This window comes from Deinococcus aetherius (genome assembly GCF_025997855.1).
GTDB classification, from domain to species: domain Bacteria; phylum Deinococcota; class Deinococci; order Deinococcales; family Deinococcaceae; genus Deinococcus; species Deinococcus aetherius.
The window spans coordinates 472,834-488,231 of sequence record NZ_AP026561.1 but is presented as its reverse complement, the minus strand read 5'-3'; the positions used below and the strand labels follow the sequence as shown (position 1 = coordinate 488,231).

The following is a 15,398-nucleotide window of genomic DNA, read 5'->3' as shown; positions in this document are numbered from 1 at the left end:
ACACCACGGCAGCAAAGGAGGAAGAGGAAGCGGTCCACTCGCCCCCGGCCACCCGGCCACCCCCCCATTCCGTTCACCCAGCTCAGGGCACAGATGCCCCAGGAGGACGCCCAGATGAACACCTCAGGACGCAAGTTTCCAGCCCTGTTCGCCCTGTCCGCGGCGCTCCTCCTGATCCCCGCCGCCGCGCAGCAGGCCAAAAAGCCCCTCTGGGGCTGGGGCACGGTCTCGCAGTACCAGGCGGCGACGGGCAAAAAGCTACCGGCCTTCAAAGAAGCTCCCACTCTCGCCGCGCTCGTCAAGGCAGGAAAGCTCCCTCCGGTCGCGCAGCGGCTGCCCGCCGAGCCCCTGGTGGACAACCCCTTCGAGGCGGTCGGGAAGTACGGCGGCAGCATGACCCTCGCCCAGGTGTCGGACACGGTCGCCTACCCCGCGTCGAATTTCACCACCTTCGAACCGCTGTTCAGCCTCGCGCGCGACGGCAAGACGGTCGTGCCCAATGTCGCCAAGAGCTACGCCTACACTAACGGTGGCAAGACGCTGACCATCAACCTGCGGCGGGGCATGAAGTGGTCGGACGGCAACGACTTCACCGCCGACGACATCACGTTCATGTGGAACGATGTACTCCTCAACAAGGAAATCACACCCACAGTACCCGCCATGTTCGCGCCGGGCGGCACTCCTATGAAAGTCACGAAGTTGAACGACTACGCTGTGAAGCTCGACTTCACGGTGCCGTACTACTCCCTGCTCCCCAACCTCGCCGGGGTGGTGTTCAACGGGTCACAAGGCAACATCTTCGAGGCGTCGCACTACCTCAAGCAGTTCCTGCCCAAATACAACAAGGACGTCACGGCCAATGCTAAAAAGGCGGGCTTTCAGACTTGGGCCCAACTCTTCGGCGCGCGGCGCTACCAGTGGTACCGCACCACGCCCGGCGTGCCCACGGTGGGGGCGTGGCGGGTCGCACAGCAAAACCAGCAGGGCACGGTGTACGAGCGCAATCCCTACTACTTCAAGGTGGACACGGCGGGGCAGCAGCTCCCCTACCTCGACCGGGTGGTCGCCACCAATTTCGGCGACACGGCCAGCCTCGCGGTGAAGATGGCTTCCGGACAGTACGACTATCAGGACTGGGGGACCAGCATCGCGGACTACCCGGCCTTCACGGGCGGTGCGCAAAAGGGCAACTACAAGACGTGGCTCGCGCCGAGCCTGTGGACCTCGGTCGCGGCGTACTCGGTCAACCAGAACTACAAGGGCGACAAGGCGGTCGGGGACATTCTGCGCGACGTGCGCTTCCGGCAGGCCCTCTCGCTCGCCATGAACCGCAAGGAAATCAACGACATCATCGCCTTCGGGCGGGGCACGCCGATGCAGGCCACGGCGCACCCCAGCGCGTCCTTCTACAACAAGGCGTGGGGGTCGTACATGACGCAGTACGACCCGGCCCAGGCGAACAAGTTGCTGGACGCGGTGGGGATGCAGAAGCGCGACGCGGACGGCTACCGCCTGCGACCCGACGGCAAGCCCTTCACGCTGATCATCTCCAACGTGCCCGACGCCGTGCCCGCCAAGATGGCCGAACTCGTGCGCGGCGACTGGCAGAAGGTGGGCCTGCGGACGACCATCAAGGACACCGAGCGCACCCTGATGGAGCAGCAGTTCGACTCGGGCGAGTTCATGGTGTCGGGCTGGGCGATGGACGGGGCCTCGGAGGACTCGCTGCGAACCGGCGCCAACCGCTACATCTCGGGCTGGCAGTGGGCGCCGCAGTGGACGCTGTGGTTCAACACGAAGGGGAAGCAGGGGCAGAAGCCGCCCGCCGATGTGCAGCGCATGTTCACCCTGTACGCCGCCGCGCCCAGCCAGGCCCCCGAGCAGCAGCGCGAGACGCTCGCGCAGGCGTTCGACATCTGGGAAAAGGGCCTGTGGCGCATCGGCACCATCGGCCTGGTGCCCAAGCCGGGGATCAGCCGCACGAACCTGGGCAACGTCGACACCAATACGTACACCGACAACGCGGACGTGGGCATCGGCTTCTACAACCGGATGTACCAGTTCTACCGGAAATGACGCACCGGGCGCCGGGCGCAGTTCCCCTGCCCGGCGCCCCCTGGAGGTGAAGGTGAACGCGACGCACGCCGAGGTCCCCAGACGGAGAGCTGCATGATTCCCTACCTCGCCCGGCGGCTGGGCTACGGTCTGCTGCTGCTGCTCTTCATCTCCGTCGTCGCGTTCGTCCTGATTCAGATTCCCCCCGGCGACTGGCTGACGAGTTACGTGGCGCAACTGCGGGCGCAGGGCGCGCAGATCGACGACGCCGTGATTGCAGGCCTGCGGCAGCAGTACGGCCTGGGTGAGTCCCTGATCGTGCAGTACCTCAAATGGATGGCGGGCATCGCGTCGGGCAACTTCGGTTTCTCGTTCTCATACAACCGCCCGGTCACCGACCTCGTGCTGGAGAGGCTGCCAATCACCCTGCTGATCTCGGGTTCGGCGATCTTCCTGACCTACGCGCTCGCCATCCCCATCGGCGTGCTCTCCGCGACCCGGCAGTACTCGTTTTTCGACTACCTCGCCACGTTCATCGGCTTCATCGGCCTGTCCGTGCCCAGCTTCCTGATCGCCCTGATCCTGATGTTCCTGGCGTACCGTTACTTCGGGCTCAGCGTCGGGGGGCTCAATGCCCCGCAGTACATCGGCGAGCCCCTGTCCTGGGGCAAGTTCTGGGATTTTCTCGCCCACCTGCCGCTGCCTATCTTCATCATTGCGTTCTCAGGGATGGCGCCCCTGATCCGCATCCTGCGCGGCTCGCTGCTCGACGAGCTGGAGCGGCCCTACGTAGACACGGCCCGCGCCAAGGGGCTGCGTGAGCGGGCGGTGCTGCTCAAGTACCCCGTTCGCGTCGCCCTCAACCCCATCATCAGCACGGCGGGCTGGCTGATCCCCGCCGTGTTCTCCGGGCAGGTCATCGTGTCCATCGTGATGAACATCCCCGACATGGGGCCGCTGCTCTACCAGGCGCTCTTGCGGCAGGACACGTACCTCGCGGGGAGCGTGGTGCTGATCCTCTCGGCCCTCACGATTCTGGGCACGCTGCTGTCGGACGTGGCGCTCGCGCTGCTCGACCCGCGCATCCGACTGGAGAAGTGACGTGACGATCCCGGTGACGCCCCCACTCACGGACGCTCCCGCCGCGCCGAGCGAGCGCTACTACGTCGCCTCGCAGCGCGAGCTGATCTGGCGCAAGTTCCGGCGGCACCGGCTGGCGATGGTCAGCCTCGCCGTGCTCGCCTTCCTGTACGTCCTGGCCCTCGTGTCGGATTTTGTGACCCCGTACAACGTGAACACCAAGTTCACCGGCTTCCTCAACACCCCGCCGCAGGTCGTGCGCCTGTTCGGGGACGGGGGCTTCCGGCCCTACGTGCAGGGCTACACCCGCACGAGCGATCCCGTCACGCTCGCCTTCGTGTTCAAGCCCGATCCGCAGAAGAGGGTGCCCCTGCGCTTCTTCGTGCGTGGCGAGCCGTACAAGTTGCTGGGCCTCTTCCCCACCACCATCCACCTCTTCGGAGCCGGGGAGGAGCAGGTGTTCCTCTTCGGGACGGACTCGCTGGGGCGTGACGTGTTCTCTCGCACGGTGAGCGCCCTCAAGATCTCCCTGTTCGTGGGGCTGGTCGGGGTGGCGCTCTCATTCATCCTCGGCGTGGTGCTGGGCGGGGTCTCCGGGTACTTCGGCGGGCTCACCGACCTGATCGTGCAGCGCCTGATCGAGTTCCTGCTCTCCATCCCCACCATCCCGCTGTGGCTGGCCCTCAGCGCCGCGCTGCCGCCGGGGTGGTCTTCGGTGGCGGTGTTCTTCGGCATCACGATCATCCTGTCCTTGATCGGCTGGAGCGGCATCGCGCGGGTCGTGCGCGGCAAGTTTCTGGAACTGCGCGAGGAGAACTACGTGACCGCCGCGCTGCTGGCGGGCGCGACCCCGTGGTGGGTCATCACCCGGCACCTCATCCCGGCCTTCTCGTCATACCTGATCGTGCAGGTGACGCTGCTCATCCCCAGTTTCATCCTGGGCGAGACGGCTCTGTCCTTTCTCGGGCTGGGCATCCAGCCGCCCGCCGTGAGTCTGGGCACGCTGCTGCAAGACGCGCAGAACATCCGCGCCGTATCGCTGTACCCCTGGCTGCTGCTGCCCGCCCTGTTCGTGGTGGCGGTGGTGCTCGCCTTCAACTTCGTGGGAGATGGACTTCGTGACGCAGCCGATCCGTACAAGCAGTAACGTGGCACCCCAAGCCCAGCCACACCAGCCCGGGCCGGTGCTGGAGGTGCGGGGCCTGAAGACGCACTTCAAGCTCGACGACGGGCTGCTCAGGGCCGTGGACGGCGTGACCTTCAGCGTGGCGCGGGGACAGACCCTGGCGGTGATCGGCGAGAGCGGCTGCGGCAAGAGTGTGATGGCCCGCTCGATCCTGCGGCTCGTCAAGAAGCCCGGCTTCATCGCGGGCGGCGAGATTCTGCTGCATCTCGGGGACAGCACGGTGGACGTGGCCCAGCTCAGACCAAACAGCGTGGGGCTGCGGGACGTGCGCGGACAGCACGTCTCGATGGTCTTTCAGGAGCCCATGACCAGCCTCTCCCCCGTCCACACGGTGGGGGACCAGATCGCCGAGGTGGTGCGCGTCCACCGCACGAGAGACCGCCGCGCCGCGCTGGAGGTTGCCCGCGACACCCTCGCCAAGGTGGGGATGCCGGACCCGGCGCGGGCCCTGCGGGCGTACCCCCACGAACTCTCGGGGGGCCTGCGCCAGCGCGCGATGATCGCTATGGCACTCGCGGCCCGGCCCGCCCTCCTGATCGCGGACGAACCTACCACCGCCCTCGACGTGACGGTGCAGTGGCAGATTCTGCGCCTGCTGCAAGGGCTGCAAGCCGAACTCGGCATGGCGATGCTCTACATCACCCACGACCTCGGGGTGGTCGCCCAGATCGCGGACGCCGTGGCGGTGATGTACCTGGGCCGCGTGGTGGAGTACGGCAGCGTCTACGACGTGTTCGAGAATCCGCTCCATCCGTACACCCGGGGGCTGATGAAGTCCATGCCCGCCCTCGGTCACCGGGGCGAGCACCTGGAGGCGATCCGCGGCAACGTGCCCGTTCCGATCAACCTGCCACGCGAGTGCCCCTTCCGGTCGCGCTGCGACTTCGCCTTCGAACCCTGCGGTGAGTTGCCCGCGCTGCTTGAGGTAGAGCAGGGTCACGCCACCCGATGCTTCCTGCATCACCGGGAGGTCGAGCATGCTTAGCCCCTCGCCCGGGCAGGCGCCGGACACGACCGAGAGCGCCCTTCTGACCGTCGCCCACCTGAAGAAGTACTACCCGGTCCAGGCGGGCTTTCTGCGAAAGACGGTCGGCTACGTCAAGGCCGTGGACGACGTGAGCTTCACGGTGCAGCGCGGGGAGACGCTGGGGCTGGTGGGCGAGTCGGGGTGCGGCAAGACGACGCTGGGCCGCACCATCCTGCGCGCGCTCGACCCCACCGCCGGGTACGTGGGCCTCCGCCTGCCCGGCGGCGAGACGGTGGACCTCGCTCGGTTGGGCCCGCGTGAGTTGCGCGCGGTGCGGCGGCACGCGCAGATGGTCTTCCAGGACCCCTACTCCTCCCTCAACCCGCGCATGACGGTGCTCGACACCGTCTCAGAACCGCTGCGGCTGAGCGGGATGGCCCAGGGTCCGGCCCTCGTCTCGCGCGTCAAGGACCTGCTGCATGTGGTGGGCCTGGAGGTGCGGCACCTCAACCGCTACCCGCACGCCTTTTCGGGCGGGCAGCGACAGCGCATCGGGATTGCCCGCGCGCTCGCCACCAATCCTTCTCTGATCGTTGCAGACGAGGCGGTCTCCGCGCTCGACGTGTCCATCCAGGCCCAGATCCTCAACCTGATGCAGGACCTCCAGCGGGAGTTCGGTCTCGCATACCTGTTTATCTCGCACGACCTGAGCGTGATTGAGCACCTCTCGGACCGGGTAGCCGTGATGTACGTCGGCCAGATCGTGGAGCGGGCGGGGAACGCGGCCCTCTTCTCCCAACCGCTTCACCCGTACACGGCGGCGCTGCTTGCGTCCAAACCCCATCCAGACCCGCGCCAGCGCAACACGGGGATACCCCTGAGCGGAGAGATTCCGGATCTTGCGGCGCTGCCGAGCGGCTGTCCGTTTCACCCACGCTGCCCATTTGCGCAGGACCGTTGCCGGATTGAGAAGCCCCCACTGCGGGAGGTGCATCCCGACCACTTCGCCGCCTGCCACTTCGCGGGCGAGCTGCCGCTTTCGAACTGAAGCGAGAATGGCGCCGCGAGGCGGCTCTATGCAGTTCAGGCACGTTCAGAAGCAACTGTTTTAGTGGATGGCCACAGACATAACTAGGCCTAATTCTGTGGCAGATATCGGCGGCTTAATTTCACTCGTGCCCTCGTTGACGCCGTGCTGCCGAGCCACTTCCGCCACGTTGAGCTGCCCACCCAGGACCGCCAGGACGCTCTGCTCCTTGGTATCCGTCGGCCAGTTTTTCCGTTGCTTCCCCAAGCCAGCCCCTCCAGCGTGCCTCACCCTCGCAAGTGGACGGGTGTAAGGATTTCTTGGAGCATTACCCACTCACATCATTCGTCAGACCATCAGCCTGCACTCCTGACTCTCACATCGAAAACGCGCATCACTGAGCCGCCGGATTCTATTGGACGCTCAGTGCGCGGCAGTGCCACGATGCGGGCACGTCCTTTGCGCGTGCTCCCACGCGTTCGGCACGTTCGGCGGGTCCGCACCACGGGCGGACGCGTCACCCGAAGTTCGTTCCGCCCGCTCCGCGACCCGACGACCGGCACTTCCCCGGCCGCGCGACGTTCTGCCGCGCCCCGGACGGCAGCTCACGCCAGGAGGACCCGCCCATGCGACCCCTCGTGCTCACCCTCACGGCCGCCCTCACCCTCAGCCTCGCGGGCGCACAGGTGCCGGACTCGGCCGCCATTCCCAGCCTGGACAAGTACGGGAACAAGTATGCCAACCTCCGCCTCGAGCGCACCCCCGACGGCGTCCTCACCGTCACCATGCATACGCGGGGGGGGCCCTTCGTCTTCGACGCCAACGCCCACCGCGAGTTCGTGCAGGCCTTTCACGACATCGCCTCGGACCGCGCGAACAAGGTCGTGATCCTCACCGGCAGCGGGGACGCCTGGCTCAACCGGATCGACTTCGCCTCCTTCGGGGACCTCTCCAACCCCCAGAACTGGGACACGGTGTACTGGGAGGGCAAGCGGCTCTTGGAGAACTTCCTGGAGATCGAGGTGCCGGTCATCGCGGCCATCAACGGGCCGGCCACCGTGCACACCGAGTGGATGCTCGCCAGCGACCTCATCGTGGCGTCCAACACCGCCGAGTTCCAGGACGCGCCGCACATCCTCGGCGGCATCGTGCCGGGCGACGGGGTCAACGTGCTGTGGCCGGCCGTGCTCGGCCCGGTGCGCGGCAACTACTTTCTGTGGACCGGGCAAAAGCTCAGCGCCCGGCAGGCCCTGAACCTCGGCGTGGTGAGCGAGGTCGTGCCAAGGAGCCAGGTCATGCCGCGCGCCCGCGAGATGGCGGCGCAACTCCTGCGGGTGCCGGAACTCACCCGGCGCTACACCCGGGCGGTCCTCACCCTCAAGCTGCGCCGCGAACTCGCCGAGGCGGTGGGGCCGGGGCTCTCGTTGGAGGGCACCAGCGCCGCCGACCTGTTTCGCCAGATGCAAAACCAGAAGAAGTGATGGGGTGAACGCGGCCGCCGCGCCGCGCCCACATCCCGCCGCCCCCCCTTCCCAGGAGACCCCTATGCCTCTTCCCCGCTCTGCCCGGCCCGCCGCCCTGCTTGCCCTCACCCTGGCCCTCAGCGCCTGCGCGCAGCAGGAGGGCACCGCCGCATCTGACCGGCTGGGCACCAACCACGGCCCAGCCTCCCAGCGCTTCGCGGGCGCCGTGTACGCGATGACGAACGCGCCGGACGGCAACGCGGTGGTGCACTACGGCCGCCGCGCGGACGGCACCCTGGTGCGCCTGAACACCTACCCCACCGGGGGAAACGGCGTGGGCAGCAGGGCGGTTCCCGCCCTCACCCAGGACAGCGTCAATCCGCTGAATTCCAGCGACTCGCTCAAACTCAGCCCGGACAAGCGCCTGCTCTTTGCGGCGAACGCGGGAAGCGACACGGTCACCGAGTTCCGGGTCAACTCCGACTTCACCCTCACCCAGGTGGACACGACACCCTCGGGGGGCCGCTTTCCCACCAGCGTCGCTGCGCACGACCGCGTGGTGTACGTGGGGCACGTGGGCTATCCCGCCGGGGGCGTCCCGGCCACCCTGAACGGCCTACGGGTGCGCGGCCGCGCCGGGCTCGACCCCATCCCTGGCGCCCGCTTCACCCTTTCCGAACCCGCCCGCTCGACACCCACCGAGGTGCTGCTGAGCCCGGACGGCGCGCGGCTGGTCGTGTCGGACTTCAGCGCGAGCGTCCTGAGCGTGTTCGAGGTGGACCGGCGTGGGCGGCTGGGCCGGGTTCCCCACACCCCCAGCGCGGGCGCCAACCCCTTCGGCGCGAAGTTCCTGGGCCGTGACCGCCTGATCGTGACCGAAGCGGCGGGCGGGGCGCGGGGGGCGAGCAGCGTGTCGTCCTACCGCCTGACGGAAGACGGCGGGCTGCGGACCATCAGCGCCGCTGTGCCCAACGGCCGGACGGCGGCGTGCTGGCTCACGCTCACCCCGGACGGGCGGTACGCCTACGCCTCGAACACCGGGGACGGCACCGTGTCGCTGTACGCGGTCGGGGAGAACGGCGCACTGACCCTGCTGGAGGGGGCCGAGGTGAGCCGCCCGGCGCGCGAGGGCCTGCCCACCAGCGGCCCCACCGACACGGCCATCAGCGCGGACGGGCAGTTCTTCTACCAGCAGTACGGCGGCCTCGGCGTCGTCGGGGCGTACCGGGTCGGCCCGGGCGGGCACCTGACGCCCATTCCTGGCGGCGACGGGGAGGGGCTGCCCGCCCTGGGCGCGCAGGGCCTGGCGGGCTTTTGACCGCCCGGCCCACCAGCCCTCACGCCCGGACCCGGTGAACCGGCGGAGAGCCTCCGGGCCCGGCCGTGCCGCCTCACCGCGCCTCAACGCTGCCCAGGAGAAGACCATGAGACACCTTCCGCTCCTCTCCAGCCTGCTGCTCACCGGATGTGGGGTCTCCCAGGACCCGGGGACCCCGTACGTGGGCGCCCTGTACGCCATGACCAACGCCGAGAACGGCAACGCCGTCGTGCACTACGGGCGCGGGGCGGACGGGGCACTCACGCGGCTGGCAAGCGTTGCTACCGGCGGCGACGGCGTCGGCGCGAAGATGCTGCCGGGCCGCACGCAAGACAGCGTCAACCCGCTGAATTCCAGCAACGCCCTCAAGCTCAGCCCCGACAAGCGCTTTGTCTTCGCGGTGAACGCGGGCAGCAACACGGTGACGTCCTTCCGGGTGAATGCGGACTTCAGCCTCACCCGGGTGGACGTGGAGCCTAGCGGCGGGCTCGCGCCGAACGCCATCGCCGTCCACGGAGACCTGCTGTATGTGGCGAACGCCGGGAACGCGGCGGCGGGCACCCCCGCCACCCTGACCGGCTTTCGCGTGGACACGGCGGGTGGGCTCGCACCCCTCGTGAATTCCAGGCGGACGCTCGCTCACCCGGGGACCTCCCTCCCCACCGAGCTCCTGTTCTCCCCGGACGGGGCCCGGCTCCTGGCGTCGGACTTCACCACCAGCGTGGTGTCGCTGTTCCCGGTGGGGGCGGACGGCACCCTCGGCGCGCCCACCCATTCCCCGTCCGCCGCGCCGAATCCCTTTCAGGCGCAGTTTCTCGACCCCGACACCGTCATCGTGAGTGAGGCGAACGGCGGCACGCGGGACATCAGCGGCCTGTCGTCGTACCGGGTGGAGGCGGGCGGCGCCCTGACCCCCATCAGCGGCGCCGTGAGTGACGCTCAGGCTGCGTCGTGCTGGGTGGTGCTCACGCCCGATCACCGCTACGCGTACACGTCCAACACCACCAGCGGCAGCGTCTCGGCCTACCGGGTGGGGGAGAACGGCGAACTCACGCTGCTCGCGTCCGTGGCCGCCCGGCGTGATCCCCAGGGCGGCCTGCCCACCAGCGGCCCCATCGACATGGCCGTCAGCGAGGACGGCCGGTTCCTGTACCAGCAGTTCGGCGGCCTCGGGGTGACCGCCGCGTACCGCATCGGGGAGGGCGGCTCGCTCACCCCGGTGACGGGTGGGGACGGCGCTGGCCTGCCCGCGCCCGGGGCGCAGGGCCTCGCCGGCTTCTGAACACCCCTTCGTTTCGCCCGGCGTTCGTCCGTTTCCCCTCCCGGCGCCCGGCGCCCCACCCCAGGAGTCACCATGAACTCACGAGCCCTGCTGTCCGCCCTGCTCGGTTGCACCGCCCTCAGCCTCGCCTCGGCTCAGGAAAGCGGAGGGGGCGACGACGTGCGGCCCGCGCCGGCCTCCATCGGCGCGGATGTGCCCGTCACGTACTTCGGCCCCAGCCCCTCCCAGGTTCAGAAAGAGCTCGTGGGGCCGCTGCAACTGCGCGAGCGACCCGGCGCGCGGCTGCTGGGGCTGGCTGGCGTCGCCTTTGCAGGCGTGGTGTTCGTCGCGCTCGCCGAGGGGCGGGGTGGGCGGGGGGACGCGAGCGTCCTCGGGGTCGGGCTCGTCCTCGTGTCCACCCTGATCTACGCCCTGTACGACGTGCTGGGGCGCCGCGCCGCCATCCGCTGCCCGCCCCTGCTGCTCACCGCGTGGCAGCAGTCGGCCGGGCTGGTCGCGGGCGTGGCCCTGTGGCTGGTCCTGGCGGGAGGCGAGACGGTGCCGAGGGTCGGCGCGGGCGTGTGGCTCCTGGCCGCCCTGTCGGGCGTGACCCAGTACGGCGTGACGTTGTGGCTGTTTCTCATCGCGCTGCGCGGCGTGAGCGCGAGCGTGGCGTCCTTTTTCCTGACCCTCGGCCCCGTGTTCGGCGTGGCGGGCGGGGTGCTCTTTCTCGGCGAGGGCCTGTCCCCCGCCCGGGCGCTGGGGGCCGCGCTCATCCTCGGGGCGGCGCTGAGCATCACCCGGCTCCGGGGCCCCCCGGAGGGAACGCCGTGACGGGCGCCCTTCCGGGGACGTGCGGCGGCGTGATCACCGCCGTGAGCGCAGGGTGACCGTCGCGGTGGTGACGCGCCTCGCCCCGGACACTTTGGTCGCCCGCCCCCCGACGGTGCGCGTGCTGGCCCTCACCTGCCTGCCCCCGACCGGACCGACCCTCGTCGCGGACGGGTTGGGCGTTCTCGACGTGGCGTCCCACGCAGGGAAGCGGGGCGCGTGAAGTGTGGCAGCTCAGCGCCGCGTTTCCCCTTCACCCGGAGGAGCATCCATGTTGATCGAGCACCCCACCCACGAATACGCCGGGCCACGCGCCGACCTCATGGGCAACACGGTCGGGGAGATCCGGGTGCAACGGCTGTTCGACGACCCCGCCGATCCCGGCCGGACGTGGCTGGTGGTGTACTGCGAGCCGGGGGCTCGGACCTGGCCGCATGTGCACCGCAGCGGTCAGGTGCTGCACGTCCTGTCGGGCCTGGGCGTCATCGTGACGTCCGGGGAGCGCCGGATCGTCACGCCCGGCGACATCGTCCGTGTCCGGCCCGGGATGTGGCACTGGCACGGTGCCCTGTCCCGGCGCCCGTTTTGCCACCTCGCCGTGCAGGGCGGGGGGAGCGACTTGGTGTGGAGCGAGGAGCACGCGGACTTCCCCGCGCTCGCCAGCGAGTTCGCCGAGTTCGAGCGGTCCCTCGACGGTGAGCGGCTTTAAGCCCCGCGAAGTCACGGCCCGCCGGTCCCGTCCCCCTCCAGCGGCGGTTCCTGCACCCCGGCGGGCCGGAACCGGGCCTCGAAGACGAGCAGGAGCCCCAGGGCCAGCGTTACCCCGACCAGGAGCCCTGCGGCACTCCACCCGCCGCCCAGCACCCCGAGCAGCGCGATCAGGCCCGCCGTCGCCCCCCGCGCGAGCCATACCGGCCCGGGCAGCCCTCGCGGCGCAGCCGCCTGCACGACGCTCAGGGCGCACAGGAACAGCGCCAATCCACCGCACAGCAGCAGCCGGGCCCCGGCACCCACCCCGTCGTGCGTGACCTCCTCGAAGAAGAGTTCCAGTCCGATGCTCGCTGCCACGATGCCCGCGAACACCGGCAGGTGGGTGTAGCCGTACACGAAGCTCAAAGACAGCGCCCGGCGCCCGCCCCGGATCGCCCGGTCGATCACCTCCTCGTCGGCGTAGTCGAAGTACAGCCACCACACGAAAAAGGCCAGCAGCACGCCACACAGGGCCACGACCCAGCCGCCGGTTCCCTCGATGTGGCTGCCCCCGGTGGCGACCGCCAGCACCGACTCGCCCAGGACGATGATGGTGAACAGACCGAAGCGCTCGGGCATGTGGGAGACCTGCCGGGGCAAGTCCCGGGTGCTGACATACGCCCAGACGGTGCCCGCGATCTCCAGGGCGAGCGCCGCACCCCACAGCACGTACCGGGCAGGTGGGTCGAGGAGCAGCGAGACGAGCCATAGACCGGTGCCCAGGGTGAAGGCGAGCGCGTACTTGGCGTTCAGGGTCTCCGCCCCGGGGACGCGGCGCCAGGCCCAGACATACAGCCCGGTGAGGGTCAGGCGCATGGCGAGGTAGGAGGCCACGAACAGGGCTCCCCGGCCCTCGACCAGGGGCTCCAGACCCAGGGCCAGCCCGAGGGCGAGGGCGAGTTGCGAGAGCATCAGCCCGCGCAGCCAGAGTTCGGGGAGCTCGAACTGGTCCACGAAGTAGGAGATGCCGATCCAGGCCCACCACACCGGCACGAACAGCCCCAGGAAGACCAGCACCCCGCCCGGGCTGTGGTCGGAGAGCAGCAGGCGGCCCAGGCTGGAGACGGCGACGACGAACACCAGATCGAAAAACAGTTCGAGCCAGGTGGCGTGGCGGGCCGGATTGGGCACCCGCTCGGCGACGCGGACGGGGACGGGTCGTTCGGGAACGGCTCCCAGAAAGGTGCGCGGTCGACGCATGCTCAATTCATCCTCCGTCACTGTGGCCTGGTGCCAGGCAGGACTTGGGCTCCGCACCGTCTCCGGCGGGAGGGTCGGGGGGAAGGCTCCCCTGTCCCAGGGCCCACCAGGACCCAGATCCCGGGGACGAGCAGGAGGGGCTGACCCGAAGGCCCTGCTACCACGGAGAGGTCACGCTCCGCTTCCTCGGGGAAAAGCTCGTTGGGGGACGGGGAGCATCTTCAGGACCGGGCCCACGCGGCACCCCGGGCAGGGTGTCCATCCTGGCCTGTGGGGAACTTATTCCCGCTCTGGGGTCGCCGTGTACTGTTCGACCATGTTCGCTGAACGCTCCTCGGCATCGTCCGGGTCCTGGCCCGCCCGTCTCCGCGCCCGGCGTTGACGTAGCAGGTCCCACAGAACGTCCAGTTCGGTATGGATGGCCTCCAGCCGGGTTTGCTCCCCGGGACCCAGTGGTCGTCCGCTCCCTGCCGTCCAGAGCCGATGCTCCTCATCGACCAGCCCGCCGATCTGCCCGAGAACCTCTTGGTCTGTCATCTGGATCTCTCCTTCCCCAGGGACGGTCTCGTCCTGTGGGACCACAGCGGGATTCACCGGCGGCCAGGTGCGGCCTGTCCTGCCCTGATCTCCTCCCCCCGGGGTTCGTGGAGGTTCTCTCCTGCTCCACCTCCCTGCCGACCCCGCCCGGCTCCCCGCAGGCTGAGGAACCCGACCAGCCCGCCCAGTGCCGCCAGCATCCCGCACCACAGGCAGACCTGCCGAAAGCCGTCCGCGAAGGCGAGGCGCACCGCCTGACGGCCCTCGGCGGCCTGAGCATCACTCAGGCCGTCCGGGACGGGCACCTGCGCGAGCCGCCCGCTCTGGCCCAGCATCTGTGCCCGGGCGGTGAGCGGCAGCGAGGTCCCCGCGAGCTGCGCCGAGAGCGAGCCTCTGAAGCTCCCCAGCATCAGCAGGGTGAACAGCGCCACGGCGAGCAGCCCCGCCGCCCGCGACACGGCGTTGTTGACCCCCGAGGCCGTGCCCGCGTAGTCCGCACTCACCGACCCCAGCACCGCGCTCGTGAGGGGCGCCACCGTGATCGCCATGCCCAGCCCCAGCACGAGCACGCCGGGCAGCACGCCGGTGAGGTAGGGGCGGCCCACGCCCAGGAACCCCAGCCAGGCCAGCCCCACCCCCGCCAGAATGGGCCCCACGGTCAGGAGGGGGCGCGGCCCGGTGCGGTCGGCGAGCGAGCCGAACACCCCGGACAGCCCCGCCAGCAGCAGCGACATCGGCAGCAGCGCGGTTCCAGCGGCGGTGCCCGAGTACCCCTGAACTCCGATCAGGTTCAGGGGCAGGAAGAACAGCGCCGCCCCCAGCGCCCCGTACAGCAGGAAGGTCAGCGCGTTCGTGCCCGCAAAACCCGCCGAGCGGAAGAGGCCCAGCGGCAACATCGGGTGGGGGGCGCGCGCCTCCCACAGCACGAAGGCGGCGAGCCCGGCCACGCCCAGCCCGGCGATGAGCAGGGAAGACCCACCCAGCCCACGCTCACCCGCCTGAATCAGTCCATAGGTCAGGGCCCCCAGCCCGGCGGTCGCCAGCACCGCGCCGGGGAGGTCCGGGCGCCGCGCACCCTCCCCGGCCGCGCGGGTTTCGGGCACGCCGCGCAGGCACCACAGCACCAGCAGCGCGAGCGGTAGGTTGATCAGGAACACCCACCGCCACGAGCCCAGGTCGATCAGCACGCCGCCCAGCACCGGCCCGAGCACGGTGACCACGCTCGTCGCCGCCGACCACAGCCCGACGGCCCGGCCCCGCAATGCGTCGCCGAACACGGCGTCGATCATGGCGAGGCTGCCGGGGATCAGGAGCGCGCCCCCGATCCCCTGAAGCACCCGGGCGGCGATCAGGGTCCCCAGCGTGGGCGCCAGCCCGCACAGACCCGAGGCCGCGGCGAAGATGAGTACGCCCAGCCCGAAGACTCGGCGCCGCCCGTACAGGTCGCCCAGCGCCCCGCCCGTCAGGATCAGGGCCGCCAGCATCAGGGTGTAGCCGTTGATCACCCACTGGGCCGAGCCCACGTCGGCCCCGAAGTCGCGTTGCAGGGCGCTGAGGGCCACGTTCACCACCGTGCCGTCGATAAACGCCATGCCCGAGCCCAGCACCGCCGCCGCGAGCGTCCAGCGCTGAGGGGCCGTCCAGCGTTGCCCCACCCCGGCCTGTCCTGCCCCCTGCTTCGTCATGTCCGCTGCCTCCCCTGTGGCTGGTGTCTTGACCT

14 protein-coding genes are annotated in these 15,398 nt (G+C 69.6%); 11 read left to right on the top strand and 3 right to left on the bottom strand.

Going from position 1 to position 15,398, the window contains the following annotated elements:
• The first annotated feature begins 114 nt into the window (after nt 1-114).
• From DAETH_RS18435 to DAETH_RS18380, 11 genes are all read left to right on the top strand, one after another.
• The gene (locus DAETH_RS18435) at nt 115-2,079 is read left to right on the top strand and encodes an ABC transporter substrate-binding protein (RefSeq protein WP_264777567.1); all 1,965 of its coding nucleotides are present in this window, start codon (nt 115-117) and stop codon (nt 2,077-2,079) included.
• Nucleotides 2,080-2,172: 93 nt separating this feature from the next.
• Nucleotides 2,173-3,159 (top strand): ABC transporter permease, encoded by a 987-nt coding sequence (locus DAETH_RS18430; RefSeq protein WP_264777566.1) that lies wholly within the window; start codon nt 2,173-2,175, stop codon nt 3,157-3,159.
• Between the two features lies 1 nt (nt 3,160).
• Nucleotides 3,161-4,285, top strand: a complete 1,125-nt coding sequence (locus DAETH_RS18425) for an ABC transporter permease (RefSeq protein ID WP_264777565.1) — start codon at nt 3,161-3,163, stop codon at nt 4,283-4,285.
• Between the two features lies 1 nt (nt 4,286).
• Nucleotides 4,287-5,309: an ABC transporter ATP-binding protein gene (locus DAETH_RS18420; protein WP_264777564.1), complete on the top strand. Its 1,023-nt coding sequence runs from the start codon at nt 4,287-4,289 to the stop codon at nt 5,307-5,309.
• Nucleotides 5,302-6,339 (top strand): ABC transporter ATP-binding protein, encoded by a 1,038-nt coding sequence (locus tag DAETH_RS18415; protein WP_264777563.1) that lies wholly within the window; start codon nt 5,302-5,304, stop codon nt 6,337-6,339. Before DAETH_RS18420 ends, DAETH_RS18415 begins: the two co-directional genes overlap by 8 nt.
• 605 nt (nt 6,340-6,944) lie before the next feature.
• On the top strand, nt 6,945-7,799 hold the full coding sequence (locus DAETH_RS18405; RefSeq protein WP_264777561.1) for an enoyl-CoA hydratase/isomerase family protein: 855 nt from the start codon (nt 6,945-6,947) through the stop codon (nt 7,797-7,799).
• A gap of 64 nt (nt 7,800-7,863) precedes the next feature.
• Nucleotides 7,864-9,099 carry a lactonase family protein gene (locus DAETH_RS18400; RefSeq protein ID WP_264777560.1) on the top strand — a complete coding sequence of 412 codons (1,236 nt, stop codon included), beginning with the start codon at nt 7,864-7,866 and terminating at the stop codon, nt 9,097-9,099.
• Nucleotides 9,100-9,205: 106 nt separating this feature from the next.
• Nucleotides 9,206-10,381 carry a lactonase family protein gene (locus tag DAETH_RS18395; protein WP_264777559.1) on the top strand — a complete coding sequence of 392 codons (1,176 nt, stop codon included), beginning with the start codon at nt 9,206-9,208 and terminating at the stop codon, nt 10,379-10,381.
• Nucleotides 10,382-10,453: 72 nt separating this feature from the next.
• Nucleotides 10,454-11,194, top strand: coding sequence for a DMT family transporter (locus DAETH_RS18390; protein ID WP_264777558.1), 741 nt, complete (start codon nt 10,454-10,456; stop codon nt 11,192-11,194).
• A gap of 52 nt (nt 11,195-11,246) precedes the next feature.
• The gene (locus DAETH_RS18385) at nt 11,247-11,414 is read left to right on the top strand and encodes a hypothetical protein (protein ID WP_264777557.1); all 168 of its coding nucleotides are present in this window, start codon (nt 11,247-11,249) and stop codon (nt 11,412-11,414) included.
• A gap of 48 nt (nt 11,415-11,462) precedes the next feature.
• Nucleotides 11,463-11,900, top strand: a complete 438-nt coding sequence (locus DAETH_RS18380) for a cupin domain-containing protein (RefSeq protein ID WP_264777556.1) — start codon at nt 11,463-11,465, stop codon at nt 11,898-11,900.
• Nucleotides 11,901-11,911: 11 nt separating this feature from the next.
• Here the strand turns inward: DAETH_RS18380 and DAETH_RS18375 are convergent, their stop codons facing one another.
• The 3 genes from DAETH_RS18375 to DAETH_RS18365 form a co-directional block, all read right to left on the bottom strand.
• On the bottom strand, nt 11,912-13,141 hold the full coding sequence (locus DAETH_RS18375) for a low temperature requirement protein A (protein ID WP_264777555.1): 1,230 nt from the start codon (nt 13,139-13,141) through the stop codon (nt 11,912-11,914).
• Between the two features lie 279 nt (nt 13,142-13,420).
• Nucleotides 13,421-13,678, bottom strand: coding sequence for a DUF2630 family protein (locus tag DAETH_RS18370; RefSeq protein ID WP_264777554.1), 258 nt, complete (start codon nt 13,676-13,678; stop codon nt 13,421-13,423).
• A 53-nt stretch (nt 13,679-13,731) separates the two neighbouring features.
• Complete coding sequence (locus tag DAETH_RS18365; protein WP_264777553.1) at nt 13,732-15,363, bottom strand: DHA2 family efflux MFS transporter permease subunit; 1,632 nt, start codon at nt 15,361-15,363, stop codon at nt 13,732-13,734.
• Nucleotides 15,364-15,398 lie beyond the last annotated feature (35 nt).